This window comes from Nonomuraea sp. NPDC049695 (assembly GCF_040674955.1).
In the GTDB taxonomy this organism is placed as follows: domain Bacteria; phylum Actinomycetota; class Actinomycetes; order Streptosporangiales; family Streptosporangiaceae; genus Nonomuraea; species Nonomuraea helvata.
In genome coordinates this window covers 17,033-43,139 of sequence record NZ_JBFANV010000053.1, presented here as the reverse complement: position 1 = coordinate 43,139, position 26,107 = coordinate 17,033, and the positions used below count along the sequence as shown (strand labels likewise).

29 protein-coding genes are annotated in these 26,107 nt (G+C 70.7%); 13 read left to right on the top strand and 16 right to left on the bottom strand.

The genetic code is table 11. The annotated features are described in order from the left end of the window. Window positions 1-84 precede the first annotated feature (84 nt). Both AB0J64_RS35510 and AB0J64_RS35505 read left to right on the top strand, forming a co-directional pair. A complete protein-coding gene (locus tag AB0J64_RS35510) occupies window positions 85-579 on the top strand; it encodes a WYL domain-containing protein (RefSeq protein WP_364037069.1) in 495 nt (164 codons plus the stop codon). Between the two features lie 66 nt (window positions 580-645). Beyond that, window positions 646-1,518, top strand: coding sequence for a serine hydrolase (locus AB0J64_RS35505; RefSeq protein WP_364037066.1), 873 nt, complete (start codon window positions 646-648; stop codon window positions 1,516-1,518). On the opposite strand, the gene AB0J64_RS35500 is transcribed toward AB0J64_RS35505, so the two are convergent. From AB0J64_RS35500 to AB0J64_RS35490, 3 genes are read right to left on the bottom strand one after another with little or no spacing between them, the layout of a single operon-like run. Next, window positions 1,515-1,721: a zinc ribbon domain-containing protein gene (locus AB0J64_RS35500; RefSeq protein ID WP_364037063.1), complete on the bottom strand. Its 207-nt coding sequence runs from the start codon at window positions 1,719-1,721 to the stop codon at window positions 1,515-1,517. The genes AB0J64_RS35505 and AB0J64_RS35500 overlap by 4 nt on opposite strands. A gap of 4 nt (window positions 1,722-1,725) precedes the next feature. Further along, window positions 1,726-2,526 (bottom strand): GNAT family N-acetyltransferase, encoded by an 801-nt coding sequence (locus AB0J64_RS35495; RefSeq protein ID WP_364037060.1) that lies wholly within the window; start codon window positions 2,524-2,526, stop codon window positions 1,726-1,728. Window positions 2,527-2,572: 46 nt separating this feature from the next. Next, the gene (locus tag AB0J64_RS35490) at window positions 2,573-3,079 is read right to left on the bottom strand and encodes an HNH endonuclease (protein ID WP_344992955.1); all 507 of its coding nucleotides are present in this window, start codon (window positions 3,077-3,079) and stop codon (window positions 2,573-2,575) included. A gap of 284 nt (window positions 3,080-3,363) precedes the next feature. On the opposite strand from AB0J64_RS35490, the gene AB0J64_RS35485 reads away from it, so the two are divergent. Beyond that, window positions 3,364-5,421 carry a prolyl oligopeptidase family serine peptidase gene (locus AB0J64_RS35485; protein ID WP_364037057.1) on the top strand — a complete coding sequence of 686 codons (2,058 nt, stop codon included), beginning with the start codon at window positions 3,364-3,366 and terminating at the stop codon, window positions 5,419-5,421. A 10-nt stretch (window positions 5,422-5,431) separates the two neighbouring features. Then, window positions 5,432-6,223: a helix-turn-helix transcriptional regulator gene (locus AB0J64_RS35480; RefSeq protein WP_364037054.1), complete on the top strand. Its 792-nt coding sequence runs from the start codon at window positions 5,432-5,434 to the stop codon at window positions 6,221-6,223. 28 nt (window positions 6,224-6,251) lie between these two features. Here AB0J64_RS35480 and AB0J64_RS35475 read toward each other — a convergent pair whose 3' ends face one another. Beyond that, window positions 6,252-6,836 carry a helix-turn-helix domain-containing protein gene (locus AB0J64_RS35475; RefSeq protein ID WP_364037173.1) on the bottom strand — a complete coding sequence of 195 codons (585 nt, stop codon included), beginning with the start codon at window positions 6,834-6,836 and terminating at the stop codon, window positions 6,252-6,254. Between the two features lie 94 nt (window positions 6,837-6,930). On the opposite strand from AB0J64_RS35475, the gene AB0J64_RS35470 reads away from it, so the two are divergent. After that, on the top strand, window positions 6,931-7,899 hold the full coding sequence (locus AB0J64_RS35470; RefSeq protein WP_364037170.1) for an NADP-dependent oxidoreductase: 969 nt from the start codon (window positions 6,931-6,933) through the stop codon (window positions 7,897-7,899). A 22-nt stretch (window positions 7,900-7,921) separates the two neighbouring features. Here the strand turns inward: AB0J64_RS35470 and purU are convergent, their stop codons facing one another. Next, complete coding sequence (purU, locus tag AB0J64_RS35465) at window positions 7,922-8,776, bottom strand: formyltetrahydrofolate deformylase (protein ID WP_364037051.1); 855 nt, start codon at window positions 8,774-8,776, stop codon at window positions 7,922-7,924. A 224-nt stretch (window positions 8,777-9,000) separates the two neighbouring features. Between purU and AB0J64_RS35460 the strand changes: the two genes are divergently transcribed. Further along, window positions 9,001-9,951: an inorganic phosphate transporter gene (locus tag AB0J64_RS35460; RefSeq protein ID WP_364037048.1), complete on the top strand. Its 951-nt coding sequence runs from the start codon at window positions 9,001-9,003 to the stop codon at window positions 9,949-9,951. Window positions 9,952-9,964: 13 nt separating this feature from the next. After that, complete coding sequence (locus tag AB0J64_RS35455; RefSeq protein WP_364037045.1) at window positions 9,965-10,597, top strand: DUF47 family protein; 633 nt, start codon at window positions 9,965-9,967, stop codon at window positions 10,595-10,597. A 51-nt stretch (window positions 10,598-10,648) separates the two neighbouring features. Here the strand turns inward: AB0J64_RS35455 and AB0J64_RS35450 are convergent, their stop codons facing one another. Further along, window positions 10,649-11,536: a TIGR03620 family F420-dependent LLM class oxidoreductase gene (locus AB0J64_RS35450; RefSeq protein ID WP_364037042.1), complete on the bottom strand. Its 888-nt coding sequence runs from the start codon at window positions 11,534-11,536 to the stop codon at window positions 10,649-10,651. A 33-nt stretch (window positions 11,537-11,569) separates the two neighbouring features. On the opposite strand from AB0J64_RS35450, the gene AB0J64_RS35445 reads away from it, so the two are divergent. Beyond that, window positions 11,570-11,929, top strand: a complete 360-nt coding sequence (locus tag AB0J64_RS35445; RefSeq protein ID WP_364037039.1) for an ArsR family transcriptional regulator — start codon at window positions 11,570-11,572, stop codon at window positions 11,927-11,929. Between the two features lie 22 nt (window positions 11,930-11,951). After that, a complete protein-coding gene (locus tag AB0J64_RS35440; RefSeq protein WP_364037036.1) occupies window positions 11,952-12,464 on the top strand; it encodes an NUDIX domain-containing protein in 513 nt (170 codons plus the stop codon). Here AB0J64_RS35440 and AB0J64_RS35435 read toward each other — a convergent pair. The 8 genes from AB0J64_RS35435 to AB0J64_RS35400 form a co-directional block, all read right to left on the bottom strand. Then, the gene (locus AB0J64_RS35435) at window positions 12,410-13,138 is read right to left on the bottom strand and encodes an MBL fold metallo-hydrolase (protein WP_364037033.1); all 729 of its coding nucleotides are present in this window, start codon (window positions 13,136-13,138) and stop codon (window positions 12,410-12,412) included. The two genes, AB0J64_RS35440 and AB0J64_RS35435, sit on opposite strands and share 55 nt — an antisense overlap. 39 nt (window positions 13,139-13,177) lie before the next feature. After that, a complete protein-coding gene (locus AB0J64_RS35430) occupies window positions 13,178-13,987 on the bottom strand; it encodes a hypothetical protein (RefSeq protein ID WP_364037031.1) in 810 nt (269 codons plus the stop codon). Window positions 13,988-14,003: 16 nt separating this feature from the next. After that, window positions 14,004-14,621 (bottom strand): helix-turn-helix domain-containing protein, encoded by a 618-nt coding sequence (locus AB0J64_RS35425; protein WP_364037028.1) that lies wholly within the window; start codon window positions 14,619-14,621, stop codon window positions 14,004-14,006. A 36-nt stretch (window positions 14,622-14,657) separates the two neighbouring features. Beyond that, window positions 14,658-15,110, bottom strand: coding sequence for a hypothetical protein (locus tag AB0J64_RS35420; protein ID WP_364037025.1), 453 nt, complete (start codon window positions 15,108-15,110; stop codon window positions 14,658-14,660). Window positions 15,111-15,132: 22 nt separating this feature from the next. Next, the gene (locus tag AB0J64_RS35415; protein ID WP_364037022.1) at window positions 15,133-16,698 is read right to left on the bottom strand and encodes a tetratricopeptide repeat protein; all 1,566 of its coding nucleotides are present in this window, start codon (window positions 16,696-16,698) and stop codon (window positions 15,133-15,135) included. A gap of 322 nt (window positions 16,699-17,020) precedes the next feature. After that, entirely contained in the window at window positions 17,021-18,241 is a 1,221-nt protein-coding gene (locus AB0J64_RS35410; RefSeq protein ID WP_364037019.1) for a DMT family transporter, read from the bottom strand. Window positions 18,242-18,564: 323 nt separating this feature from the next. Continuing rightward, the gene (locus AB0J64_RS35405; RefSeq protein ID WP_364037016.1) at window positions 18,565-19,053 is read right to left on the bottom strand and encodes a GNAT family N-acetyltransferase; all 489 of its coding nucleotides are present in this window, start codon (window positions 19,051-19,053) and stop codon (window positions 18,565-18,567) included. Continuing rightward, on the bottom strand, window positions 19,050-20,600 hold the full coding sequence (locus AB0J64_RS35400; protein WP_364037013.1) for an XRE family transcriptional regulator: 1,551 nt from the start codon (window positions 20,598-20,600) through the stop codon (window positions 19,050-19,052). Before AB0J64_RS35400 ends, AB0J64_RS35405 begins: the two co-directional genes overlap by 4 nt. Before the next feature lie 277 nt (window positions 20,601-20,877). On the opposite strand from AB0J64_RS35400, the gene AB0J64_RS35395 reads away from it, so the two are divergent. The 4 genes from AB0J64_RS35395 to AB0J64_RS35380 all read left to right on the top strand — a co-directional run bounded on the left by AB0J64_RS35395 (window position 20,878) and on the right by AB0J64_RS35380 (window position 24,488). Continuing rightward, a complete protein-coding gene (locus AB0J64_RS35395) occupies window positions 20,878-21,162 on the top strand; it encodes a hypothetical protein (protein ID WP_364037010.1) in 285 nt (94 codons plus the stop codon). Between the two features lie 486 nt (window positions 21,163-21,648). Further along, on the top strand, window positions 21,649-22,572 hold the full coding sequence (locus tag AB0J64_RS35390; protein WP_364037167.1) for a mechanosensitive ion channel family protein: 924 nt from the start codon (window positions 21,649-21,651) through the stop codon (window positions 22,570-22,572). Between the two features lie 9 nt (window positions 22,573-22,581). After that, on the top strand, window positions 22,582-22,962 hold the full coding sequence (locus tag AB0J64_RS35385) for a globin (RefSeq protein ID WP_364037007.1): 381 nt from the start codon (window positions 22,582-22,584) through the stop codon (window positions 22,960-22,962). Window positions 22,963-22,979: 17 nt separating this feature from the next. Then, window positions 22,980-24,488, top strand: coding sequence for a glycoside hydrolase family 13 protein (locus AB0J64_RS35380; protein WP_364037004.1), 1,509 nt, complete (start codon window positions 22,980-22,982; stop codon window positions 24,486-24,488). Here AB0J64_RS35380 and AB0J64_RS35375 read toward each other — a convergent pair. Together AB0J64_RS35375 and AB0J64_RS35370 are read right to left on the bottom strand one after the other, a co-directional pair. Continuing rightward, the gene (locus AB0J64_RS35375) at window positions 24,483-25,646 is read right to left on the bottom strand and encodes an MFS transporter (protein ID WP_364037001.1); all 1,164 of its coding nucleotides are present in this window, start codon (window positions 25,644-25,646) and stop codon (window positions 24,483-24,485) included. The two genes, AB0J64_RS35380 and AB0J64_RS35375, sit on opposite strands and share 6 nt — an antisense overlap. Beyond that, a complete protein-coding gene (locus AB0J64_RS35370; protein ID WP_364036998.1) occupies window positions 25,643-26,014 on the bottom strand; it encodes a thioesterase family protein in 372 nt (123 codons plus the stop codon). The genes AB0J64_RS35375 and AB0J64_RS35370 overlap by 4 nt, the downstream gene beginning before the upstream one ends. Between the last annotated feature and the right edge of the window lie 93 nt (window positions 26,015-26,107).

The following is a 26,107-nucleotide window of genomic DNA, read 5'->3' as shown; positions in this document are numbered from 1 at the left end:
AACGACCTGTGCGGCAGGCGATAAGGTTCTTACCTGCCGCACAGGCTTTCGAAAAATGTCGGTCCTCATCCCTATTCTTGGGGTATGACGACAGTCGTGAAGCACGATACTCGCCCGCTGACGACCGCCGAGATCGCCGCCCTCGCCCTCTCCCTCGCTCACCTCGGAGCGGGCCCCCAGGCCGTCACCGCACGGCGTGGCCTGCAGCACGCGTTCGAGCACCTGGAGCTCGACGACGACGTCATCGCCACCACGCTCACGACCCTGACGGAGCCGCTGCCCCTGGAGGTCGCCTCCAGGGCCAGGCTCATGGCCGACGCCATCACCAGCCGCCTCATGATCCGCCTGCACTACCGCGACGCCTCGGGCACCGTCTCCACGCGCGACGTCGAGCCGGTGACGTGCCTGGTCCACCGCGAATACTGGTATCTGGTCGGCGTGTGCAGGATGCGCCGGGCGATCAGGGCGTTCAGGTTCGACCGGATCATCGCGGTCGAGCCCACGCTCACGCCGTCCCGCCCGCACCTGGCTGACCGGTTCCTCCCGTTCCAGCGCAGAAAGCGCCCCAGGGCCGCGTAGGAACTGGCCTCCGCTTGACCAGCCGCGCCCCCGGCCTTTGGGATGCTGAGTGGCAGGCTCCCGCACATGCGTGTTCGGAGGCTCTCGCTCTCTGTCCTGCTGGCCGTGGCCGGCTGTGCCACCCCGTCGATCGCCGTACCGCCCCCGGCCGCTCCCGTCCGGCAGCCGGTCGGCGTCGTCGTCGAGAGCGTGCTGCCCGTTGCCGCGCGGCGCGCTCTCGACCAGAGCCTGGATCGCTACCTGCGTGACCGTCCCGGCCGCGCGGCGCTGGCCGTCTACGACCGGACGACGGGCACCAGGTACGCCTTCCGCGAGCGCACGCCGTTCATGCTGGCCAGCGTGATGAAGGTGGACATCCTGCTGGCGTTCCTCCTCACCAAGCGCGGCGAGCTGAGCGACTACGAGCGCGACCTGGCCTCCCGGATGATCCGCGACAGCGACAACGACTGCGCGGGAGAGCTCTACATGACCATCGGCGGCCGGGAGGGGTTCGCCAGGGTCCTGCGCCGGCTCGGCGTCGAGCACACGGAGCCGGGACCGAGCCTCTACTGGGGAACGACCCTCAGCCGCCCCTCCGACCAGGTGAAGGTGCTGGAGCACCTCACCGACCCGGAGGGGCCGCTGCCGGCCACCGACCGGCGCTACGCGCTGAAGCTCATGTCGTCCGTGCAGCCGTCGCAGGCGTGGGGGGTCAGCGCGGCCGGAGGCGAGGTGGCGCTCAAGAACGGATGGCTGCCCGCCGACGCGCACGACGGGCTGTGGACGATCAACAGCGTGGGCCGGCTCGACGTACGCGGGCACGAACTGCTCATCGCGGTGCTGTCGGAGCGCAGCCCGACCATGGAGACGGGAATCGCCACGGTCGAACGGCTCGCCCGGCTGGCCGTGGACGCGCTGACGGGGTCCGAGGAGACCGTCAGCGCGTCCAAGGTGTTCTAGGAGGCGCAGCACCCTCCGCCGCAGCAGCCACCGCCGCTCGCCTTGGGCGCGGCCGCGCCGCCCGTCATCGAGACCGTGGACAGCAGCTTCACCGTGTCGCCGTGCCCCTCGGGGCAGGTCGCCGGGTCGTTGGAGGCCGACATGGGACGGGAGACCTCGAACGTGGAGCCGCAGGCGCGGCAGCGGAAGTCGTAACGCGGCATGTGACTAAGAATAGGTCAGGTGCGCGTAGTCGGACACGGGCTCGTAGCCGATCGACTGGTAGATCGCGTTGCTCGTGGGATTGTTGAGGTCGGTGAAGAGCACCACCTCGTCGCAGCGCTCCGCCAGGCCGACGTGGCTGGCATAGGCCGTGACCGCGGCGCCGTACCCGTTCCTGCGGCACGAGGGCGGCGTGTAGACCGGGCCGATGCGGCAGACCCCGCCGGCCGCCGGAGAGAGGGCCGCCAGCGAGACCGGAGCCCCGCCCGCCTCCCAGACGAACAGCTCGCGGGCCGCCAGCCGCTGCGCGACCCGGTCGGCCACGTCGACGTCCCCGCCTGTCGACACCTCCTCGCCGAACGCCTGGTACCAGCTCACCAGCAGCGGGAAGTCCGCGGGCAAGGCCGGCCTGCCGTGACCTGGCACGTCGGGGAGGGCCAGCGTGCCGAGGCGGTAGAGGCGCTCCGGCACCACCTGCTCGGGCGCTCCCAGCAGCCGCTCGACCTCCGACGTCAGCTCCATGGGGCCCACGACAACGGAAAGTCCGCCGCCGAGCGCCTCGACGAGCGGTGCGACGGCCTCGACGGGCATGGTGGCGAGTCCGACGGGGTGCGGCGGCGTGTGGAAGAACGCGCCCCGTATCTCGCCGTCAAGCGTCCACCAGCCGAACCGGGGATCCTTGACGGGCATGCCGGCCCGCAGGTTGGCCAGGACGGTGAGCGCGACCGTGTTACGCACCGGGTCGCCGAGCAGGAACGGCTCGGCGACCGCGGCGTACTCCTCGACGTCTGAGGTCAAGCTCCACATGCCTGCTCATGATGTCAGGCAGCGGCCCTCAGGGACAAAGCGGTTTTCAGGCCGCAGCCTCGAGGTAAGGGGCCCATTGCGGGTCTCCGGCGAGCGAGGCGCCGATGAGCCTCCAGTGGGCGCCCCTTGGCACCGACGGGTCGAAGCGGAGCGTCCAGCCCAGCTCCTCCAGGTACTTGTCGGCCTTTCTGTGGTTGCAGGTGGTGCAGGAAGCGACGCAGTTTTCCCAGGTGTGGGTGCCGCCCCTGGACCGCGGGATGACGTGGTCGATGGTCTCGGCCCGCTGCCCGCAGTAGGCGCAGCGGTAGTCGTCGCGCCGCATGAGGGCGGCCCGGGTCAGGGGGATGCGGGACCGGTAGGGAATGCGGACATATCTCCGGAGCCTGATCACCGAGGGGACGTCGAGCGTGCGGCTCGCGGAGCGGAGCACCGCTCCTCTGCCGTCGCGGTGGACGACGTCGGCCTTCTCCCGCAGCACGAGCACCACGGCCCGGTGCAGCGAGAGGGTGGTCAGGGGCTCGTAGGTGGCATTGAGCAGCAGGACCTGGCGCATCATCGGGCCTCTTCCTGCTGCGCGCGTATCAAAGGGGACATGCCGCGGCATGTCCCGGCTGTCGGCCCCTCCTGGGGCACTACTGCTTCCGTCACGTGGACCTCCGCCGGACGGTCCAGCGGATGGTCACCACGGCACCGTCCTGTCACCAAGTCTGGCGTCTGCAGCGTGGTCCCCGCCACCCCAAAAACCTCTAGCCGGAATGGACCAGAGGGACACGCGATACGTTTTATGCCCGCTTCACCAGCGCTTTACGCATGTCCTTTGGCAGTAGGGTTCCGAGCATGAAGCTGGAGCCGTACCCGACCGCACGCCGCGAAGACACCGTCGACATCCTGCACGACACGCCCGTGCCCGATCCATATCGGTGGCTCGAGGATCCAGACAGTCCAGAGACGAAGGGATGGCTGCTCGCGCAGGCCGAGCTGTTCGGCCGGCAGCGCGGGGAGCAGCGGTTCAAGAGCCGCATCGCCGAGCTGCTCAGATCCGGCTCGGTGGGCGCGCCCGCCTGGCGCGGCGGGCGCCACTTCTTCTCCCGCCGCACGCCCGACCAGGAGCACGCCGTCTACTACGTCGTCGAGCCTGACGGCACCGAGCGCGCGCTGATCGACCCGATGGCCATCGACCCGTCGGGGCTGACCACGCTGGACGCCGTGCAGCCCGACAAAGAGGGGCGGCTGCTGGCGTACCAGATCTCCGTGGGCGGCGACGAGGAGTCGATCCTCTACGTGATCGACGTCGCGACCGGCACGCGCATCGAGGGGCCGATCGACCGCTGCCGCTACTCCCCCATCGCCTGGCTGCCCGGCGGGGAGGCCTTCTACTACGTACGCAGGCTGCCCAGCACCGAGGTGCCGGAGAACGAGACGCAGTTCCACCGCCGGGTCTACCTGCACCGCGTCGGCACCTCCACCGAGGACGACGTGATGATCTTCGGCGAGGGCCTGAAGATGACCAACTACTACGGCGTCTCCGTCTCGCGTGACGGGCGCTGGCTGCAGGTGTCGGCGCACGAGGGCACCGCGCCGCGCAACGACGTCTGGGTGGCCGACCTGACCGCGTCCCCGATCGACCGGCCCGAGCTGCAGGTCGTCCAGGAAGGCGTGGACGCGCAGGTGGGGCTGGTGTTCGGCCGCGACGGCAGGCTCTACGTCCACACCGACCGCGACGCGTCCAGGGGCCGCGTGTGCGTCACCGACCCGACGGCGCCCGGCTTCGAGACCTGGCGCGACCTGATCCCCGAGGACCCCGAGGCGGTGCTGAACGACTTCGCGATCCTCGACGACCTGGAGCGCCCGGTCATGCTGGTCGGCTGGACCCGCCACGCGATCAGCGAGATCACCGTTCACGACCTGGAGACCGGCGAGCGCGTCGGCGAGGTGCCCACGCCGGGGCTCGGCTCCATCGGCAGCATCACCGAGCGCCCCGAGGGCGGCCACGAGGCGTGGTTCGGCTACACCGACAACACCACGCCGCCCACCGTCCAGCGCTACGACGCCAGGACCGGCGAGACCACGCTCTGGGCGGCCTCCCCGGGCGCGGTCGAGGTGCCCCCCGTGCGCGCCTCGCAGGTCGTCTACCGGTCCAAGGACGGCACCGACATCCGCATGCTCGTCATCTCCCCCGCCGACGACACGCCGGGACCGCGGCCGACCATCCTGTACGGCTACGGCGGCTTCGGCCTGTCCCAGACCCCCGGCTACTCCGCGTCCGTCCTGGCCTGGGTCGAGGCCGGCGGCGTCTACGCCATCGCCAACCTGCGCGGCGGCGGCGAGGAGGGCGAGGAATGGCACCGGGCGGGCATGCTCGGCAACAAGCAGAACGTGTTCGACGACTTCCACGCCGCCGCCGAGCACCTCATCGCCACCGGTGTGACCACACCCGAGCAGCTCGGCATCTCCGGCGGCTCCAACGGCGGCCTGCTGGTGGGCGCCGCGCTGACGCAGCGTCCCGAGCTGTACGCGGCCGTCGTCTGCTCGGCGCCGCTGCTCGACATGGTCAGATATGAGAAGTTCGGGCTCGGCGCCACCTGGAACGTCGAGTACGGCACCGCGGAGGACCCCGAGCAGTTCGGCTGGCTGCTGAGCTACTCGCCCTACCACCACGTCAAGGAGGCGGTGTCGTACCCCGCGACGCTCTTCACCGTCTTCCAGTCCGACACGCGCGTGCACCCGCTGCACGCGTGGAAGATGTGCGCGGCGCTGCAGCACGCCTCCGCGGGTGACCGCCCGGTGCTGCTGCGCAACGAGGCCGAAGTGGGGCACGGCGCGCGGTCGGTGAGCAGGATGGTCGACCTGTCGGCCGACACGCTCTCCTTCCTCGCGCGGCACACGGGGCTGTAATCTCGGCGGCATGAGCGAGCTGGGGCTGGCCATGGTCGAGGCCAACCCCAGCGCTGCGCTGCGGCCCTACGTGACGCGGCTGTGCGCGTACCGCGAGCATTACGCGGCCCCCGTCGTCCGCTCGCAGCCTGCCATGCCGGGGGCCGTGCTCATCCTCGCGTTCGGCGCGCCGATGGAGGCGGGCGGGCGGCAGGTCACGTCGTTCACCGGCGGGCTCGGCGACCGCTTCACGGTCACGCGCGCGGTGGGGCCCTGCGAGGGCGTGGAGGTGATGCTCACGCCGTTCGGGGCCAGGAGACTGTACGGCGTGCCGATGCGGCACCTGACGAACCTCGTGCTGCCTCTCGACGACCTGCTGGGTCCGTGGGCCGGCACGGCGCTGGACCGGCTGGCCTCGACACCGTCGTGGCGGGAGCGGCTGGCGCTGGTCGACTCCTTGCTGTGCGCGCGGATCTCGGCCGCGCCTTCCGTACGGCCCGAGGTGCCGTGGGCGTGGGCACGCCTGCTGGAGTCGGGAGGCCGCCTGAGCGTGGCGTCGCTGGCGGAGTCGCTCGGCTGGAGTCGCCGGCATCTCGTCACCCGGTTCCACGACGAGGTCGGGCTGCCGCCCAAGGCCGCGGCGCGGGTGATCAGGTTCGGCCGGGCTCTGCGCCTGCTGCGGTCGGGCCGGGACATCGCGGCGGTCGCGGCTGAATGCGGCTTCTACGACCAGTCCCACATGAACCGCGAGTTCCGGGTGCTGGGCGACACGACGCCAGGTCACATTCGTCCACGACCCGTGTCTGCCGGCCCGGCATCCTGAGGCTCACCGCGGGGCGGGGACGGGGTGCTCAGCCGGGTGCCAGGGACCGCGGGGCGGGGACGGGGAGCGGGTGGGCGGCCTCGGGGCGCAGGCCGTCGAAGACCAGGCTCAGATAGCGCCTCCAGAGCTCGGGGGCCGCGTCGCCGAGCGGGGCCACCGCCTGGACGACGGCATTGATCAGCAGCAGGACGTCGTGCCCGGTGACGTCGCCCCGCACGGCCCCCGCCCGCATGGCCCGCGCCGTCAGCGACTCGGCGACCGCGGCCAGCCGCTCGCTCGCGGCCCTGACCGGCGGCTCCTCGCGCATTTCCGCGGTGAGCGCCACACAGAACGACCGCAGACCCGCCCCGGCGGCCATGAAATCCAGCACCGCCTCCCCGGGACCCGCGCTCTCGAGCAACTCCTTGCCCGTGGCCACCAGCGCGTCGAGCTGGTCGCTGAGGATCGCGGCCATGAGCTGCTCCTTGGTGGCGAAGTGCCGGAACACCGTGCCCTTGCCGATGCCCGCCCGCGCCGCGATGCGCGCGATCGAGACCTCCATGCCGTGCTCCGCGAACTCGGCCGCCGCCGCGTCCAGCAGCCGCCGCCTGTTACGCACCGCGTCCGCCCGCATGTTCGCCACACCAGGACCCTACCGCAACCGGACCGCGCGGTCATATTATGGTCAACCTGACCAAGCGGTCCGTTTGGAGGTTCCGGTGCAGGCAATGGTGGCGAGGGGTTATGGCGGAGTGGAGGTCCTGGAGGTGGCGGACGTACCGGTCCCGCTGCCGGGCCCCGGCCAGATCCAGGTGCGGATCGCGGCGGCCGGGCTCAACCCGGCCGACCTCAGGATCGTCAGCGGGGCGTTCAAGGAGTCCGTCCCGATGCGGTTCCCGCACGTCCTCGGAAGCGACTTCGCCGGTACGGTCACGGCCGCCGGACCGGCGGTGGAACGATTCTCCCCAGGTGACGAGATATTCGGACTCGGCCAGGCGCGGGCGGCCGCCGGCATGGCGAGCCTGGTGTCCACGCCGCCGTCATTCACGACGGGCACGATGGCCGAGTACGCCGTCTTCGACGCCGACACGCCCGCCCTCGCGCTCCGGCCGGCCGAGCTCTCCGCCGAGCACGCCGCGAGCCTGCCCATCGCCGCACTGACCGCCCTTCCCCTCCTCCGCGCCGGGGATTTCGCGCCGGGGACGACGACCCTGGTCATCGGGGCGGCCGGCGGAGTGGGCGGCGCGGTGGTGCCGCTGCTGGCGGCGCAGGGCGTCCACGTGATCGCCACCGCTCTGCCCGCGGACGAGGGCTACGTCCGCGGTCTGGGCGCCTCGGAGACGATCGACTACCGCTCGGCCGACGTCGCCTCCGAGACCCTGAGCCGCCACCCCGGCGGCATCGACGCCCTGGTCAATCTGGCCCTTCCGGGGCCCGCCCTGCCTGCCGTGGCCCGGGTCGTACGTCCGGGAGGCCGACTGCTGAACATCGCCTTCCCCGCCCCCGGCCCGGCGACCGGCTTCGAGACCGTCTACACCAACGCCCGTGCCGGCGACCTGGAGGAGGTGACCGCCCTCGCCCTGAAAGGCGTCCTGCCCTCAACCGTCACCCGCCGCTATCCGCTGGCGGAGGCGGTGCGGGCGTACAGGGACCTGGAACACACGCACGTGAGAGGGAAGCTGCTGGTCACGGGGTAACCCCGGAGCGGGCGTGCGCGCGTCAGCGCGGGAAGATGATCGTCTTGTGTCCGTCGAGCAGCACCCGCTGCTCGGCGTGCCACTTGACCGCCCTGGCCAGGGTCACGCACTCCACGTCGCGCCCGATCGCCGCCAGGTCCTCGGGAGCGTGGCTGTGGTTGACCCTGGCCACCTCCTGCTCGATGATCGGCCCCTCGTCCAGGTCGGACGTCACATAGTGGGCCGTGGCGCCGATCAGCTTGACGCCGCGGTTGTGGGCCTGGTGGTACGGCTTGGCGCCCTTGAACGACGGCAGGAACGAGTGGTGGATGTTGATCGCCCGCCCGGCCAGCTTCTCGCAGAGCTCCTGCGACAGCACCTGCATGTAGCGGGCCAGCACCACCAGGTCCACCTGGTAGTGCTCCACCAGGGCCAGCACCTCGGCCTCCTGCTTGGGCTTGGTCCCCGGCGTGACCGGCAGGTGGTGGTAGTCGATCCCGTACGACTGCGTGAGCGGGCGCAGGTCGGGGTGGTTGGAGACGACCGCGACGATCTCGATGTCCAGGGCCTTCGACCTGACCCGGTAGAGCAGGTCGTTCAGGCAGTGGTCGAACTTGCTGACCATGATCAGCACCCGCGGCTTCCTGGCCACGTCGCGGAGCTTGAACTCCATCGCGAAATCCGGCGCGAGCGCCGCGAAGGCGCCGTTGAGCTCGTCTTCGCCGAGCGGCCCCGCGAACTGCACGCGCATGAAGAAGCGCTGCGCGACCCCGTCCCCGAACTGCTGGCTCTCGATGATGTTGCACCCTCGTCCGGCGAGCAGGCCGGAAACGGCGGCCACCACACCGGGCCGGTCGGGGCAGGACAGGGTCAGGATGTATTCGGCGGAGCTGCTCATGCCTTCACTCTCGCAGGGTCGGGGGTCGCCGGCCGCCGCTTGACCGGTTGTGGCCATGTGCCGGGCGTGCGGCCATCACAGAGAGTACCCGACGGCGCTCCGCGGCCGATCGTCCATCATCCACCCCGATCCCGGGTAGTTATCGGGCATCACGGGTTGATGGAGGGGCGCCCGGTCCTTCCGTCATGAGGGGGTGCCCGTGAGCCGGGATGGAGCGCGTTTCTTTGGGTGCCGTCGTACTGATCGTGGTCGCTGGCCTCTTCGCCGTCGTGTCCGGGATCAACGACGGGGGCGCGCTCCTCGCCACCGGGCTCAAGCTGCCCACGATCCGCCCGGCCACCGGCGTCCTCGTGGTCGTGCTGCTCGTCGCGACCGCCCCGCTGGTCACGCACCAGGTGGCGGTGACGTTCGTGACCAGGCTGGCCTCGTTCCACGCGCCCGGCGGGGCGACGGCGATGACCATCGCGGTGATCTCGTCGCTGGCGGTGGTGGCCTGGCTGAGCGCGAAGGGCCGCCCCACCAGCCTCACGCTGGCCATCGTGGGCGGGCTCACCGGGGCGGGGCTGGGCTGGGGGCTGCCGGTCTCGGCCGGGTCGGTGCTGCTGGTGCTGGCGTTCGGGGTGACGGCGCCCCTGGTGGGCGGGTCGCTGGCCTGGGTGCTCATCCGGGTGCTCCTGGTGACCACCTCGGCTCACGGACTGTGGCGCTGGCACCAGGCGGGGTTCCTGTTGCAGACCGTCGCGTACGCGGCCAACGACGGGCAGAAGATGCTGGCCGTCTTCATGGTCGCATTCGGCTTCTCGGACGCGCCGCTGCCGTACACGTCGCTGGCGGCCGCCCTCTTCGCGCTCGGCACCCTGTACGGGCTCCCCAAGGCGGGCCGCTCACTCGGCCGCGAGCTCATCGCCTCCAGACCCCCGCACGGAGTGGCGGCCGAGCTGGCCGCCGGTGTGTCGGTGATCGCGTGCGCGGCCGTGGGTATGCCTGTGAGCATGAGCCAGACCATCGCCGGTGGGCTCATCGGCGCGGGTGTGGCACAGGGCAGCGGCAGGGTCCGCTGGTACGCCACAGTCAAGATCGTCGTCGCCTGGTGCCTGACGCTGCCGGCGAGCGCGCTGCTGGGCTGGACGCTGGCGGTGCTCGTGCAGGGGTTCGCGAGCATGGGAGTCTCATGAAGGGACGGCGAACGTGAAGCGGCTGCGGCGAATCCGCGACCTCCTGACCGGTCGCATGGACAGCGCCCTCACGGAGGCCCTGCTCGGCCAGCTCAAGGCCACCAAGGAGGGCGCCTGGCTGGCGATGGCCATGATCGGCGGTGAGGTCGGCCGGACGGGGGCGCACGAGCAGATGCGCGTGATCGAGCACCTCGGCGACGAGGAACGCGCCCGTCTCATCGAGGACCTCAAGACCGCCGTGGTCACGCCCATCGACCGGGAGGACCTGTTCCGCCTGTCGCGTGCGATCGACGACGTGCTGGACTCCTTGCGGGACTTCGTCCGCGAATCCCACCTGTATCGGGTCCCTGACCAGATCCGCTTCACTCCCCTGCTCGACCAGGTCATCGTCGGCATCGAAGCCTTGGAGAGCTCCGTCCGCGACCTCGCCTCCCGTCCGTCCGTGGTGGTGCGCGACGCCTTGGAGGCGAAGAAGGCCGGCGGGGCCATCCGGCGGATGTACCAGTACGAGATCTCGCGCATCTTCTCGGGGGAGCTGACGGCGGACGCCATGAAGGAGCGGGAGCTGGTACGCCGCCTCGAAATCGTCGGGGTGGCCATCGGCAACGCCGCGGACGCCATCGCCGACGGCGCGATGAAACGCTGACAGGCTCGAGCTCTGTGCTCCATGACGTACGCAGCGCGCCACCGAAAGGCGCTAAAGACCCAGAGGTCCCGCAAGGTCGGTCAGTTGGCTCAGGGCGTGGGCGAGGTCGGGGGCCTCCGGGGAGAGCGGCTGGATGGCCACGTGGTCGGCGCCCGCGTCGAGGTGGGCCTGGACGCGCTTGGCGATGGCCCCCGCGTCGCCCCAGGCCACGATGGTGTCCGCCAGGCGGTTGCTGCCTCCGTCGGCGAAGTCGTCGTCCGTGAGGCCCAGCGTGCGCAGGTTGTTGAGGTAGTTGGGCAGCTTCAGGTAGAAGGCGAGGTGGGCACGGGCGATCTCACGGGCGCGGGCGGGGTCGGACTCCAGGACGACCGCTTGCTCGGGGATCAGCAGGCGGTCCGGGCCCAGGATCTGACGCGCCTGGGAGGTGTGCTCCGGAGGGACGAAGTAGGTGTGGGCGCCGTCGGCCTGGTCTCTGGAGAGCTCCAGCATCTTGGGCCTCAGGGCGGCGAGGATCCTGGGGGCCGGGGATGCGGGGGTGGGCAGGGCCTGGCCGGCCTGGTCCATGGCCGCCAAGTAGGAGCGCATCGCGGTCAGAGGCTTGGCGTAGTCGTGGCCGCGCCCGGCGACGAGGGCGCCGTGGCTGACCCCGATGCCCAGCAGGAAGCGGTCGGGAAAGGCGTCGGCCAGCGCGACCCGCCCTGCCTCCATGGCCGTGGCGTCGCGGGCCCAGAGGTTGGCGATGCCGGTGCCGACCGGGAGGCGCTCGGTGGCCGCCAGGATGACGGCGGACATGGCGAGCGGCTCCTTGCTGCCCACACTCTCGTTGACCCAGAGCGAGCCGTAGCCCAGCTCCTCGACCCGGGCCGCCGCGCGCCGCGCCTCCTCGGCGGGGGCCTTGCTGATCATGGGATGCCACACTCCGACGCGCCCGATGTCCACGGCCGCTCCCCTCGCGTAGGATGTTCGATCGAGATGGAACACTACATCGGTGTTCGACCGCAGTCGAACAGGACACGCAATCTGACGCACACGTCCCCGCTCGAGGTCTCACTGCAGGAGGCCCTCGACGCGCTGGGCGATCCGATCCGGCGCCGCATCGTGCGGGAGCTGGCGGGCGTCCCCGACTGGGCGCGCGCGTGCGGCACGTTCGCCCACCTGCCCGTGGCCAAGTCCACGCTCAGCCACCACTTCTCGGTGTTACGCAACGTGGGGCTGCTCGAGCAGCGCGACGAGGGCTCCCGGCGGCTCAACCGCCTCCGCCGCGACGAGTTCGACGGCCGCTTCCCCGGGCTGCTCGCACTCGTCCTGGACGAGGAGCGACCCGACGCCTGAAGCGCCGTGTAGCGTCTGTGCGGTGAGCGCCGCAGAGACAGCCTCAGAGGCAGCGGGCAGCAGCGACCGTCCCGCCGCTCGCGTCGTCTGCCTGGATCGCGATGGCAGGGTGCTGCTGCTGCACTGGTACGACACGGTCAGCCGCACGGACGTCTGGGAGCCGCCCGGCGGCGGCATCGACCCCGGCGAGACGGCGCTGGAGGCGGCCAGGCGGGAGCTGACCGAGGAGACCGGGCTGCCGGGATCGGCGGTGCAGGAGCGGTTCGTCGAGGTGGCGCGCGACTCCACGTGGCTCGGGGTGCGCTACGTGAAGACCGAGCCGTTCTTCCTGGCCACGTTCGACGAGGCCCGGCCGGCAGTGGCCCCGAAAGAGTTCACCGAGGAGGAGCGCGAGACCTATCGCGGTCACGCGTGGGTCGAGGAGCTGCCCGACGGGGTCGAACCGCCCGAACTGGCCGAGGTGATCGAGAAACTCACGCGTCAGGCCAGGCACACCGTGGTGCCCGCCGCGGCGACGGACACGTCGCCGCCGTAGAACTTGGCCGCCGCCGCCAGCGCGGGCTTGGACGGCGTGTCGGGCCACAGGTGGGTGAGCAGCAGGCGGGCCACGCCCGCCGACGACGCGGTACGTCCCGCGTCCAGCGCGCTGGACAGATACGGCGCATCCTCGTCCGGCACCCGTTCCGGATATGTCGCCTCGGCCACCAGCAGATCCGCCCCCTCCGCCAGCGCCATCAGCGCGGCGGACGGCCCCGTGTCACCGGTGTAGGCGATCACGCGGCCTTCCGCGCTCAGCCGCAGACCGGCGTTCGGCACGTGGTGCGGCAGGTCGAAGGCGTCCAGCCGGAAAGGGCCGATCTCGTACGGCACGCCGGCGCTCAAGTCGTGCGCCACGAAGCTGTCCGCCAGCATGCGCCGCTTGTCCAGCGCCAGCACGGCATCAAGCGCGCCCGGCGGGGCGTACACCGGCAACGCCGGAGCCGGGACGTCCGCGAGCGCGCGGGCGCGCAGCAGGGGGTTCAGGTCGGCGCAGTGGTCGGGGTGGCCGTGGGTGACCAGCACCGCGTCCACCTCGTCGGCCCGCATGCGTTCGAGGAGCCGCGGCAGGGTGGCATAGCCGGGGTCGATGAAGACGCGGAACCCCTCCGCCTCCACCACGTATCCGCTGCAGGCCTGCCCGGCCGCGGGCCAGGCCCCGCACCCACCCAAAACAGTAAATATCACGATAACCCTCTTGCGAAGTAGGAATCAGGCGCGTGCCCTGCGAGGATGGGCCGGCCCGTCGCGGAAGTGGCCGAGCTCCTCCAGCGTCGTCACCAGGAGCTCGCGGAGCAGCGTGCCCGCCACCTTCTCATGCTCGGGCTCCATGGGCAGCCCCTTGCCCACCCTCTCCTGGTACACCTCGCGCTCGCGCAGGTCGGTGTAGGGCAGCGCGGTCATCCCGACGGCCACCGCGACCCGGGTGCCACCCCGGGGCAGGACGGCCACGGTATGCGTGCGCAGGCACGTCTCGTCCGGCGCGCCGTACCAGCCGCTCTTGACCCCGGCCCCAGGCGACCGGACGGCCTCACGGACGCCGAACGCCTGCGACGCGCTGACCTGCCGCATCCACCCCAGGATGGTCTCCGCGACCGAGTCGCCCGCGACGGCGGCCTGGGCGAGCACCGCGTACGCGGTCGCCACCTCGTCGGCGGCCACCTCGACCGAGCCGAACCGGGAGGGGTCGCCGTTGGGCGGCGACCACGCGACGCCGGTGCGCTGCCGGAGGTCGTCGAGGATGACGCGCGGGCCAACGGCGAGCCACAGGTTGAGCGTGTCGGCGTTGGAGGACACGACCACGGCGGGCTCGGCGTGCCGTCGCCACTGGTCGGCGTCGGGGATGCGAGCCGCGCTGACCCACGCGTACAGAGGCTTGAGCAGGGACGCGCAGCGCAGCCGCGCCAGGCCCGAGGTGACGCTCACCGTGCGGGCCGGCGGCCCGCCATAGCCGCGCCTGATGCCCGCGGCCTGGACGCTGGCGGCGGGATCGAGGTCCTTGAGCAGCTCGTTGAAGCCCACGCCTCTAACCGTATGCCTAAGGGGCGCTCCCCCAGCGACCTTCGTACCACTCCATGCCGGGCGGTTCGCCGGGCAATTCGGTCGCGCCCGGCGCGCGCAGGCCGTCGAGCGCGATGGTCAGCAGGCGCTCCTTGGCGTGCGGGTGCTCACCCCCGGGCGCCGGGCGGCTGAACTGCTCCATGAGCAGCGAGATGTCGAGCGTGGTCACGTCGCTCCTGAGCACGCCGGCCTCGCGGGCCCTGGTGATCAGCCGGTCGGCCAGCTCGGTGGCCTTCCTCGCCGTACGCCACATCTCCTCCGTGGTCGTGATGGTGCCCGCGACCGGCGCGAGGGCGCCCGCCCGATAGCCGACGCACGTGCGTACGTACAGGGACAGGCCCTCCCAAGGATCCGGCTCGGCCAGCCCGGCCTCGGCCGCCTCCACCCCGCGCTCCATGGCGATCACGCACAGGCGCTGGAACAGCTCCTCCTTGGTGCGGTAGCGGCGGTAGAGGCTGCCCATGCCCACGCCCGCCGCCTTGGCGACGGCCGAGACCGGCGCGTCGAACCCTTGCGTCGTGAACACCTCGTGCGCCGCCCGCAAGAGCCGCAGGTCGTTCCGTCTCGCCTCGGCCTGCCGCCCGCGCGTGCTCATGCCGTCAGGATATGGGGACCCGATAGTTCATCAGTGTCAGGCGCCGAACCGCGCCCAGGAGACCACGAGCGCCGCGGGGATCAGCGCGATCATGCCCACCCCCGTCGCCACCTTCCACCGCCGCGCCACCCGCGGCTCGGTACCGAACGCCGCCACGGCCCCCGCGCCCGCGAAGGCCGCCCCGGCCGTGACCGCGTGCGCGAAGGAGGACGTCCACGACGGCAGCGCCTCGCCGACGAGCCTGAACACCACCAGCACCCCGGCCGCCACCAGCGCCACCCGCCGCCCCGGCCGCACGTCGACCCGCTCCAGCGCGAACGCCGACCCGGCGAGCAGGGCCAGCGTGATCACCACCACGGTCCCGACGGCCGGCACCAGGCATCCCCAGTCCTCGCAGCCGATGCCCGCCCAGGCCAGGCGTACGGTGGCCCACCACAGCACCCCTAACGCGGCGCACACCGCAGCCGCCCGCCCTATTCGCCCCCACATAATCCAATAGTGCCGAAGAAAGTCACGAGAGGCGGCCGGCTCGGCGCTCGTCCAGCTCCGCCTCGGCGTCGCGGCCCAGGGCACGCAGGGCGACGGCGCGGTTGGTGTAGAGGTCGGGCTCGGGCTGCAGCTCGATGGCCCGGGAAAGGTCGTCCACCGCCCCTTCCATGTCCCCGGCCGCGTACCGCAGCACGCCCCGGTTCCCCCAGGCGGCCGCGAGCGTCGGCGCGCGATCGACCGCCGCGTCCAGCGCCTCCCGCGCCTCCCCGAGCCGCCCCGCCGCCGTCTCCAGCTGCCCCAGCACCGCCAGCAGGTGCGGGTTCCCGGGCGCCAGGACGAGCCCGGCCGCGACGTCGGCCCTGGCCTCCTCGTCCCGTTCCACGGCGGCCAGCAGCCCGGCCCGGTTGATGTACGCGTCCAGGTAGGCGGGGTCGAGCTCGATCACCCGGCCCAGGTCCGCCAGCGCCTCCTCGATGTCGCCCCGCACGGTACGCAGCTCCGCCCGGTTGTAGTACGCCTCCGGCAGCGGCGGCCCGGCCCGGATGGCCCGCTCGAAGTCGGCCAGGGCCTCCTCGTGCCGGCCGAGCTTGAACAGCAGGTTCCCCCGCTCCAGGTGGTAGTCAGGGAAGGCCGGGTCCAGCGCGATCGCGGCCGTGTAATCCTCCAGCGCCTCCTTGACGTGCCCGAGCGCGGCCAGGAGCTGCGCCCGGTTGGCCAGCAGCACCATCCTGTGCAGCGGATGCCGGTCCCCCAGCTCGCGTGCCAGCTCGACGGCCGACTCGACCAGCGACAGGGCGGCGCCCAGCCGGCCCTCGCGCAGCTCGATCAGCGCCAGGCCGTTGCGGTCGAAGCCCAGTTTGAACGCCCGTTCCAGGGGGTCCGGCAGCAGGGTGGAGATGGCGATGGCCTCGTTGATCCAGCGCCTGGCCCTGCCCAGGTCACGGCGGGCGGGGTCGGGGTCGCGGGCGTCGAGCATGGCGGTGCCGTACGCGCCGGCGGCGTGCACGGCCGGGTCCTGGCTGGCCGAGCGCACCCGGTCCCACACCACTCGGGCGTCATCGGTGCGGCCGAGCCCGCCGAGCGCGGTCGCGGTGCGCTGGGCGAAGCGCCACCAGCGCCCGCCGCCCGGCTCGGTCCGTGACATGCCACGCTCCCCCAGCTCGGCGGCGGCGTGCAGGAAGCCGTCGCGCATGCACCGATCCACCAGGGCCCACAGTTCGTCGGCGCCCCGGGTGTCGGGCGGTGGCTCGGGGCCGCCGGAGTACAACGTGATCGCGAGCGTTTCCGGCGGGATGCGCCGCATCATGACGTCGAGCAGCTCGGTGTCCGTGGGGTCGGCCTCGGCGCCGTTGCACACCGCGATCGCCTGCCCGGGGCGTACGGCGTCGCGGAAGAACTCCGTGAGCCCGTTGGCCAGCCGGAGCGTACGGCGGGGCGCGGGCACGAGGATGCGTTCGTCGTCGGACAGGCCGGCGTCGATCGTGACCCGACCGGCCGGCACCACGCCGGCCAGCTCGGGCGCCGCCGCCCTGATCTCGATGTCATGGGCCGCCACCAGGTCACCGTCCCGTTCCAGAGCCCGCGGCACCAGGTGACGCAGAAGGGCGGCGGCGACAGTGTAAGGGCCACGCGGCCGGCGATGTCCGTCGATCAACGGTGTCATCAGCCGCGCGGCCCTCACATGAGCGGGTGGTTCGCCCTGGACTCTGAGGTGGGACCTCGCCTCAGTCACCCCTTGTGAATGACGCTGGAGGTCCCCGCTAGCCGTGCGGTGCCTGGCTTGCGGACAACGATGCGCTTCATGACGTACCTCTCACATAGAGTTAATCCACCATTATTAGGAGCTTTATGGGGAATAAGTGAGAGGTTAAAGGATAAAAAGCGCTGGCCTTTTGATTGATACTTGTCACCTATTGGGAACGAAACCAGCGGGGCAATGCCTTCGTCCGGGCCTGCTCGGCTTCTTCCATCAGGTCACACAGGCACCGCCCGAGCAGGGTGACCGACTGGCAACATCCCACGCCGGGCAGGTTCCGGGCCCGCACGATGATCGTGGCCCGCTCGATCAGCCGCTCGAGGCTGGGCTCCCCGCCGCCTTTGAGTGAACGGGTGTGCCAGGGGCACGATGCGGCGTTCACGCAGGCACTTTTGTCGATGTACGGAGCGGACCCGCCGTCGAGCCGCAATTGATCCTCACGCTTGATCCTCAGGTCGGCCAGCGCCTTGGCCGCCCGCGCCGTGATGGCGCGCAGTTCCCGGTCGCCGCGGGAGCGCTCCTGCCTCGGGGACGAGGTCCTGGAGGGAAGGGCGAGCAGCATCGCGCCGCCCATCAGGCTCCCGCCGATGACCATGCTCCAGCCCACCTGCTCGTGGAACCAGATCACCGAGATCGCGGCCACCCAGAGAGGCTGCGACGACATCAGGATCGCGCTCGGCACGGCGGGCACGTGCGCCTGCCCGTACGAGCGGGCCAGGAACCCCAGCGCGCACGACACCACGGCCAGATGCCCGAGTATCAGCCAGTCGGGACCGCTCGTCGGCACGGAGATCCCGTCCCGCACCGCGACGACCCCGGTGAGCAGGCCGATGGTGAAGAGCTGGATCACGGTCAGCGCGTACGCGTGGAAGCCCCCGCACTTGGACAGGTGCGCCAGCAGCAGCGTGTGGCCTGAGTAGAGGGCGGCGGCGGTGAGCGTGACCCCGAGCGCCAGCACGGAGATCTCGTGGTCCTCCACCCCGCGCAGCAGCGTGAACATGGTCATGCCGGCCAGCGCGAGCACCACCCCGGCCCAGACCCGCCGCTGCACCTTCGCCTTGAACAGGATGAGCGACAGGATGGGCGTGATCACCACGCTGCAGCCGACGGCGAAGCCGGACAGTGAGGACGGCAGGCTGTGCAGCGCGACGGCCTGCCCCGCCTGGCCGACTCCGAACATGACCCCGAGAACGACCCCGTTGATCCACGTCTTACGCGGCAGCCCCCGAAGGCAGCCCGGCCGGATGAGCAGGAGCGTGAGCGCGGCGATGAGGTAGCGCTCCGCGAGCAGGTCCTCTACTGCTAACCGGTGGATGAGATCTTTCATCAGCGGGAAGGCCGACCCCCAGGCGGCGCTGACGAACAACAGAAGCACAGCTCCCAAGAGGGGGCGGGGAGCGGGCACGACTGCCATGGCCAAAGCATCTCACTACTATTCGCAGCCGCAGATGTACAGGGCGCAGCCGGTGAGGTTCCTCTACAACTCGGTGTTAAGAGCCTCACCCGCAGGTTCGTACATCCATATCCGCGGCAGAGAGAAGGGGGTCGTTTTCGGAAACGACGGTCGCTGCCCGTTGCGGCAAGTGACGGAAGGAACACCGGCGGAGAGTCACGCCGGGAGGGTCCGGGAGTGAGCACCGGGGAAGGCGGCTGCACGGCCCCGGAGGGGTGAGGTTGGGGCCTGCGTGCGAAGGGATCTCAGAGTTCGATGACCGCGGGAGGGATCAGCCGTTTCTCTCCGTAGACGACGGTCAGGTCACCGACCCGCTGTCTGGAGAGCTCGCGCCATCCCCGGCGCGCGTAGAGCGCCAGCGCGGCCCCCTGGTTGAGCGTGGTGTCGCCTCTGACGCGCTCGTAGCCGAGCTCCACCGCGCGCTCTTCCAGCGCGTGCAGCATGGCCGCGCCGAAGCCGCGCCGCTGGTATTCCGGATGGACCCGCAGCCGGCAGACCTCGGCCGTGCACGTGTCGACCGGTTTCAGCCCGCCCATGGCCACCACCCGCGAGGCGATCTCACCGACCAGGAAGTCGCCGCCGCAGGCCACGTAGATCTCCTGGATGCGTGGGAAGTCGTCGTCGTAGTAGACGCCGTCGCCCGGCATCAGCCCCACCTCGGCGAGGCAGATGCGGTGGAGCGCAAGAATCGTGTCGAGATCGGACCAGCGATAGCGTCGGATCCCCAACTTCATGCACCGCCCCCCTTCAGCTGGGCCCTGGGCCTGCGCAACTCGGCCCTGAACTCCTCGAGTTTGGAATTGCCGGCGTCACGCTTTGTGATCGCCTGTTCGAGCGCCAGGGCGGGACGCATGATGAAGTCGGTCAGATATTCGTCACCGATCATCCGCAGCGCCTTGATGCCGATGTCCAGCGCGGAGTCGAGCTCGCCTTCGATCATGCGGCACTGGGCCTGGTCGAGCCGGATCAGCGTCTGGTCGAGGATGTGGTCCTGGTACTGCTCCAGCGCCTGGTCGAGCACCACCTCGGCCTCCAGCGTCTGCCCGAGCTTGGTGAGCACGTCGCCCTGGTAGAAGTAGAGCTGCTTCTCCGTGTAGCCGAAGGCCATGTCCTCCTGGTGTTCCGGCCGCATGAGGGAGAAGGCGGTCCTGGCCCTGGCCAGCGCGCGTTTGGCCTGGTCGACGACCTCTTTCTTGCTCTCCGTGCCGGAGAGCATGGCCAGCGCCCTGGCCTCCACGACCGGTGCCATGGCCTGCGCGGGGCAGGGCGTGGCGCCGGCCAGGTCGCGGCTCTTCTTCGCCAGGTTGAGCGCCTCGCGGGCGTCCCCGAAGTAAAGGGGGACGAGTGACTCGCGGGCGGTGATCCACGCGCGCAGCGCGCGGTCGCCCGTCTCGTCGGCCGCGGTGCGCCCGGTCCTGAAGAAGGAGCGGGCCAGCCGGTGGTCACCGAGATTGATCATGATCATCCCGCTCAGCCCCGCCAGCTGGGCCGCCATCCGCAGCAGGCGGTCCTGGAGGTCGATGGGCTGGCGGCGGGACATCGCCGTACGTACGGCGCTCATTTCGAGCAGCACGTCGCACAGCAGCCGCAGCGGGGCCGTCGTCGTGTATTGACGGCCGAAGCTGAGGGTGGCCTCTTCCCACTGATCGAGCATCGCGGCCGAGACGGTGGCCGACACGAGCGTCTCGTCCATCCGGCGTCTGATGCCCTCGCACGCGCCCAGCACGGGCCCGTCGAGCGTGGTGGAGGAGCTGGTCTCGGGGTTGAGCAGGTTGAGCATCGTGCGGCGGAGGATGTTCTCGTCCTCCTCGGCGTCCGGCTCGGTGACCATCGGCCTGAGCAGCAGCTCACGCTCCGTCGGCAATAACGGCCGCTCGGCGACCTCGAGGTCGGGCACCACCTGCAGGCGGTGCCCGCGGCCGCAGATGCACGGCCCGTCGTAGCCGAGCTCGTTCGGCTCGACCCGGTAGACGGTGCACAAGTAGTGCATGTATTCGGGCCCCGGACGCTTGAGGCCGCTCTCGTAGGCGGACAGCAGCGTCTCACCGATGCCGGGCATCGACTTCTCGTCGCGCTCGAACAGGGCTCTGATCTGCTCGACGACGTCTGCCAACGCGATGCCGTACGACAGGCGGTGTGCCTTGATGCGACTGGTGCCGAACTGCGACGTGCACTGCTCATGGATCTCGTCAGCTATCTGGGCCGAAGTGCGCCCGGCGGCCAGGCCCTTGGCTCTGATCCTCCGGGCTATCTCCGTTTCCCTGTGCTGTCTGCCGGCCATCCCGGCCCCTCTCGCGCGTGTCTCGACCGGTCCACAACTGGTGACTCAGCGTAGCGTCCACGTCGCTGTGCGCCTACCCATGAGTGTGAACCAATGTCGGCAAGATGGAAACGCCCGTGCCCAAGCCTACGGTTGAGGATCGTCCTCCGAGGGACTGTTTCTTACATCCCACGAGGGAGAAGCAACTCCCTGTGATCGCGGACCGCCGTTGCGCGCGCCATTGACATGAGCGATGTTTGGCGCACCAGCCAGATTCCCAGAGAGGGAGGGACTAACGGTGGGGGACGACAACTTCGAGCATCTGAAGCGTCTCGTTTCAGAACTCGGCGCTCATGGACTGCTCGCCCGAGTGGTCCAGACACAGGGCGGCCGCATGTTCGCCAGGGTCATCAACCCGAACGCGACGAGCCTGTCGGAGAACGTCACCTGTCGGTCCACGAGCACATCCGACATGCAGGACTGGTGGTACTGCTGGTCCTGGGGCGAGCGGATGCACAAGGCCGACGACCCGGCTGGCGCGGCCACCAAGGTCGCACGCGTGCTGGCCGCCGTGGGGGAGTGACGACGCGGTGACCCGGGTGGAGCGCAGCCACCACGGCTCACCGCACCCACGACGGCGTCAACGGAGCCGGCGGGGCGGCCGGTGCGGAGGGCATCCCCTATGCGGGAGCCCTGGTCGCCCCGTCGGTTCCGGCCCAGGCGCGGCCCGTGTGCCGCGCCCGCACAAGAGCCACCCGCCCGGTCCGCCGGGCGGGTGTTCGGGGGATCCCTCCCGGAACCGGCACGGGACATGCTTCCGGGTGCGTGTCCCGTCCCGAGCCGTCCGTCATCGGAGCGTCCGCTCTCTCCCTCCGCGGCCCAGAGAGCAGGCGACCCCGTCTTCCCCGGCGTGATGTGACGGCGGGCGGTCCGGCCGGCTGTATTTTTGGATCGAAACGGTCCAAGCAGCCGACCGAACCGCTTCCGGAGGGGGATCCACCCAGTGCTACCGCTGGTGACACAGTTGCCACCGCTCGCTTTCCCGGGTGTCCTGTCAGACGTGGACAAGATGACCCAGGCAGTGGCGGGGGCCTGCCAGAACGACCCGTTCTGCTCCTCGATTGCCGGGCTGTTGAACAATGCGATCTGGGCGCCTCTGGTGGCCAGCGCGATCTCCATCGTCCTGATCGTCCTGCTCGCGTTCGTGCTCCGCAATCTCGTGCACCGGGTCATCACCAGAGTGGTCAACCGGGCGGCCACGGGTGGGTCGATCACCAGCAGGTTCCGCAAGAACGCGGCTCCCGACGGCATCGACGCACTGCTGCACGAGCGGCGCAAGCAGCGGGCCGAGACCATGGGCTCGGTGCTCAAGCACGTCGCCTCCATCGTCATCCTGGGCACCGCGGTGCTGACCGTGCTCGACCGCCTGACGATCCCGATCGCGCCCCTGCTGACCAGCGTCGGCATCCTCGGCGTGGCCATCGGCTTCGGCGCGCAGGAGCTGGTCAAGGACTTCATCGCGGGCATGTTCATGCTGCTCGAGGACCAGTACGGCGTGGGCGACGTGATCGACGCCGGCGCCGCGGTCGGCACGGTGGAGGCGGTCACCCTGCGCGTCACCAGGCTGCGCGACGCCGACGGCCGCGTCTGGTACGTCCGCAACGGCACCATCACCAGGGTCGGCAACGAGTCGCAGGGCTGGTCGCGGGCCTACGTCGACGTCCCGGTGGCCTACGACACCGACCTCACGAAAGTGCGGGCCCTGCTCGAGCACGTGGCCGAGGAGATCTGGGCCGACACCGAGTTCCGCGAGAGCAAGATCGTGGAGCACCCTCAGGTGTTCGGCGTCGAGCAGCTCTCCGACAGCTCGCTGGTCTTCCGCATCAGCGCCAAGACGCTGCCCTCGGCGCAGCCCGAGGTGTCGAGAGAGCTCAGGATCATGGTCAAGGCCGCGCTCGACACCGCCGGCATCGCCTTGGTCGCCACCGCATAGTCTATGAACGTGAGCGAGACCTCCTTCTACGACGCCGTCGGTGGCGAGGAAACCTTCCGACGCCTCGTGCACCGCTTCTACGAGGGGGTCGCGGAAGACCCGTTGCTGCGGCCTCTCTACCCGGAGCCCGATCTGACGGCCGCCGAGGACCGGCTGCGGGGCTTCCTGATCCAGTACTGGGGCGGGCCCAACACCTACAGCCAGGAGCGCGGCCACCCCAGGCTGCGCATGCGGCACATGCCGTTCGTGATCGGCGAGCCCGAGCGGGACGCGTGGCTGCGGCACATGCGTGACGCGGTCGACTCGCTCGACCTGCCGGAGGAGCAGGAGACCAGGCTCTGGGACTATCTGGTCTACGCGGCCCACAGCCTGGTGAACTCACCTACATAACGGGCATGACACGCCACATGGAAATCCCCTGGTGGCGTGATGCCGTCGTCTATGAGATCTACGTCCGAAGCTTCGCCGACGCCTCAGGAGACGGCGTCGGCGACCTGGCCGGGGTGCGCGAGCGCCTGCCGTACCTGCAGCGGCTGGGCGTCGACGCCATCTGGCTGACACCGTTCTACCCCTCCCCCATGGCCGACGGCGGCTATGACGTGGCGGACTACCGCGGCGTCGATCCGCTGTTCGGCACGCTGGCCGACTTCGAGTCGCTGGTCGCGGACGCGCACGACCACGGGCTGCGGGTGCTGGTCGACATCGTGCCCAACCACAGCTCGTCCGAGCATCCCTGGTTCCAGGCGGCGCTGCGCGGCGAGCGGCGCGACCGGTACATCTTCCGCGACACCATCAACAACTGGCAGTCCACGTTCGGCGGGTCGGCCTGGACGAGGGTGCCGGACGGGCAGTATTACCTGCACCTGTTCGCTCCCGGGCAGCCCGACTTCAACTGGCGCAATCCCGAGGTGCACGCCGAGTTCCTGGACATCCTGCGGTTCTGGCTGGACCGGGGCGTCGACGGGTTCCGCATCGACGTGGCGATGGGGCTCTACAAGGCCGAGGGGCTGCCCAACGTGGGCGACCAGTCGTTCAAGTCGATCTCGCCGGTGTGGGGGCAGCCCGAGGTGCACGACGTCTACCGCGACTGGCGCAGGCTGCTGGACGGCTATCCGGGCGAACGGATGGCCGTGGGCGAGGTGTGGACGGACAGCTCCGAGGACCTCGCCCGCTACGTACGCCCCGATGAGCTGCACCAGAGCTTCAACTTCGCCTGGCTGCAGGCGCCCTGGTCGCCGACGGCGTTCAAGAAGGTCATCGACGACACACTGGCCGCCGTGCCGTACGCGACGTGGGTGCTGTCCAACCACGACGTCGTACGCCACCGCACCCGCTACGACGCGGCCGACCCCGGCACGGGCCTCGCGCGGGCCAGGGCGGCGCTGCTGACGATGCTGGCCCTGCCCGGCTCCGCCTACCTCTACCAGGGCGAGGAGCTGGGGCTGCCCGAGGTGATCGACCTGCCCGACGAGGCCAGGCAGGACCCGGTCTTCTTCCAGTCGAAGGGGGAGCTGCCCGGGCGCGACGGGTGCCGGGTGCCGCTCCCGTGGACGGTGGACGCCCCTTCGTACGGGTTCTCGCCCGGCGGGGTCGAGCCGTGGCTGCCGCAGCCCGCCACGTTCGCGGAGCTGAGCGTCGAGAAGCAGGAGGGGGACACCGACTCGACGCTGGAGTTCTACCGCCGGGCCCTGGCATGCCGCCGTGACCTGGCACAATCAATTCCTTATACCTTGGAGTGGCTGGATTCCCCCGAGGGTGCGCTTTTCTTCACCCGCGGGCCGCTGACCTGCGCGATCAACTGCGGTCTCGGGCCGGTGCACCTGCCCGAGCACGACGCCGTGGTGCTGTCGAGCGGGCCGCTCAAGCGAGGCCTGCTGCCGCCCGACACAGCGGTGTGGCTGCGGCGCGACTCATGACCCTCGCGGGCGCTCGCCGCGGAAGGGGATGACGGGCAGCGACAGCAGCGCGCACGTCAGGCCCGCCGTGAAGCCCGCCCAGAACCCCACGTGCTCGATCACCACGCCGGCCAGCGGCGTGGCGGCCAGGGAGACGGTGTTCTGGATGGTGTTGTGGGTGCCGAGCACCCTGCCCGCCCAGGCGGGCCCGGCCAGCTCGCCGGCGGCAAGGTAGGCGAGCCCGTTGCCGGCCACGGTCATCACCGCGGCCAGCGCGAGCATGGCCGGCCCGAGCCAGGTGCGCGCGAGCGTGCCGGCGACCAGCAGCGCGAGCACGCCCAGGTTCGCGACGGTGATCAGCAGCAGGGGTCGCATGCGCAGGCCGGTCCTGTCGGACCAGCGCCCGACCGCGATGCGTACGACGGCCCCGCCGATGGCCGCCACCCCGAACAGCTGCCCGGCCGCCACACTGTCCCAGCCGTACAAGCGCACCAGGCAGGTCACTCCGTACGTGCTGACCACGATCTGCGGGACCACGTGCAGGGCGCTGGTGGCGTGCACGCGCCACAAGGCCCGCTGCCGGTACGGCGTGCCCACCGGCGCCGTGCCGGACCCGGAGAGCTCGTGCGGCGGCTCGGCCAGGAAGAGCGCGGCCAGCACGGCGGCCAGCAGGCTGACGACGGCGCAGACGGTGAGCACGCCGGGCAGGCCGTGCGCCCGCGCGACGGGCGGCAGCAGGAACGCGCCGACGGCCATACCCAACGTGAAGGAGACCTGGCGCAGGCCCATGGCGACGCCGCGCTCCGGCGGCTCGAACCAGCGCAGCACGATCCGGCCGCCGCCGACCATCGCGGCGGAGCCCGCCGCGCCGGCCATGGCCAGCAGCGCGATCACCGCCCACGTCTGGCCGACGACGGCGACCGCGCCGAACAGCACGGCCGCCAGCCCCACGCCCGTGCCCAGGACCAGCCGCTCGCCGTGCCGGTCGGCCAGCGCGCCCCAGGCGACGAGGGCCAGCAGGATGCCGATGGCCGGGGCGTTCGCGATGATGCCCGCCACCGGCAACGGAACCCCGAAATGTCGCTGTATTTCGGGCATGACGAGGGGCAGGCCGAAGAGACCTAAGGTGACGCCGGCGTGCGCGTTGACGCCCAGTGCCAGCATCAACCAGCGCTTCACGAGAAGCGTTTGAGATAGGCCAGCTCGCTCTCGGTGAGCCTGCGCGGCCCGGCCCGCTCGACGTCGTAGGCGGCGAGGACCGACGTTGCGGTGACGTACACCTCGCTGTCGTCGCGGATCTCGTACTGGAGCGAGAAGCGCACCGACCTGATCTCGGTCACCCACGTCTCGACCCGCACCGGGTCGGCGCGGAACCCGAGCGGGCGGCGGTAGTCGATCTCGTGGCGGGTCACCACCAGCCCCTTGAACGGTTCCTCGCCCGCGATGTACGGGTCGATGTGGAACATGCCGAAGCGGGCGTCCTCGAGGTAGTCGAGGAAACGCACGTTGTTCACGTGGCCCTGGGAGTCGACGTCGGCGAATCGCACCGTCCGAGGGTAGACATGTCGCTGGGGCTGGGAACGTTCAAGCACGTCCGCCACCGTACCCGCCCGGGACATGTGGCCTTGCGGCAGGCTGAC

Coding starts and splice junctions, on each gene's coding strand:
- AB0J64_RS35405 (WP_364037016.1), bottom strand. CDS start 19,053: ATGAAGTTGGGGATCCGACGCTATCGCTGGTCCGATCTCGACACGATT.
- AB0J64_RS35505 (WP_364037066.1), top strand. CDS start 646: ATGCGTGTTCGGAGGCTCTCGCTCTCTGTCCTGCTGGCCGTGGCCGGC.
- AB0J64_RS35485 (WP_364037057.1), top strand. CDS start 3,364: ATGAAGCTGGAGCCGTACCCGACCGCACGCCGCGAAGACACCGTCGAC.
- AB0J64_RS35500 (WP_364037063.1), bottom strand. CDS start 1,721: ATGCCGCGTTACGACTTCCGCTGCCGCGCCTGCGGCTCCACGTTCGAG.
- AB0J64_RS35490 (WP_344992955.1), bottom strand. CDS start 3,079: ATGCGCCAGGTCCTGCTGCTCAATGCCACCTACGAGCCCCTGACCACC.
- AB0J64_RS35380 (WP_364037004.1), top strand. CDS start 22,980: ATGGAAATCCCCTGGTGGCGTGATGCCGTCGTCTATGAGATCTACGTC.
- AB0J64_RS35475 (WP_364037173.1), bottom strand. CDS start 6,836: ATGCGGGCGGACGCGGTGCGTAACAGGCGGCGGCTGCTGGACGCGGCG.
- AB0J64_RS35420 (WP_364037025.1), bottom strand. CDS start 15,110: ATGTGGGGGCGAATAGGGCGGGCGGCTGCGGTGTGCGCCGCGTTAGGG.
- AB0J64_RS35470 (WP_364037170.1), top strand. CDS start 6,931: ATGGTGGCGAGGGGTTATGGCGGAGTGGAGGTCCTGGAGGTGGCGGAC.
- AB0J64_RS35390 (WP_364037167.1), top strand. CDS start 21,649: ATGACCCAGGCAGTGGCGGGGGCCTGCCAGAACGACCCGTTCTGCTCC.
- AB0J64_RS35445 (WP_364037039.1), top strand. CDS start 11,570: ATGGAACACTACATCGGTGTTCGACCGCAGTCGAACAGGACACGCAAT.
- AB0J64_RS35425 (WP_364037028.1), bottom strand. CDS start 14,621: ATGAGCACGCGCGGGCGGCAGGCCGAGGCGAGACGGAACGACCTGCGG.
- AB0J64_RS35495 (WP_364037060.1), bottom strand. CDS start 2,526: ATGTGGAGCTTGACCTCAGACGTCGAGGAGTACGCCGCGGTCGCCGAG.
- AB0J64_RS35480 (WP_364037054.1), top strand. CDS start 5,432: ATGAGCGAGCTGGGGCTGGCCATGGTCGAGGCCAACCCCAGCGCTGCG.
- purU (WP_364037051.1), bottom strand. CDS start 8,776: ATGAGCAGCTCCGCCGAATACATCCTGACCCTGTCCTGCCCCGACCGG.
- AB0J64_RS35400 (WP_364037013.1), bottom strand. CDS start 20,600: ATGGCCGGCAGACAGCACAGGGAAACGGAGATAGCCCGGAGGATCAGA.
- AB0J64_RS35510 (WP_364037069.1), top strand. CDS start 85: ATGACGACAGTCGTGAAGCACGATACTCGCCCGCTGACGACCGCCGAG.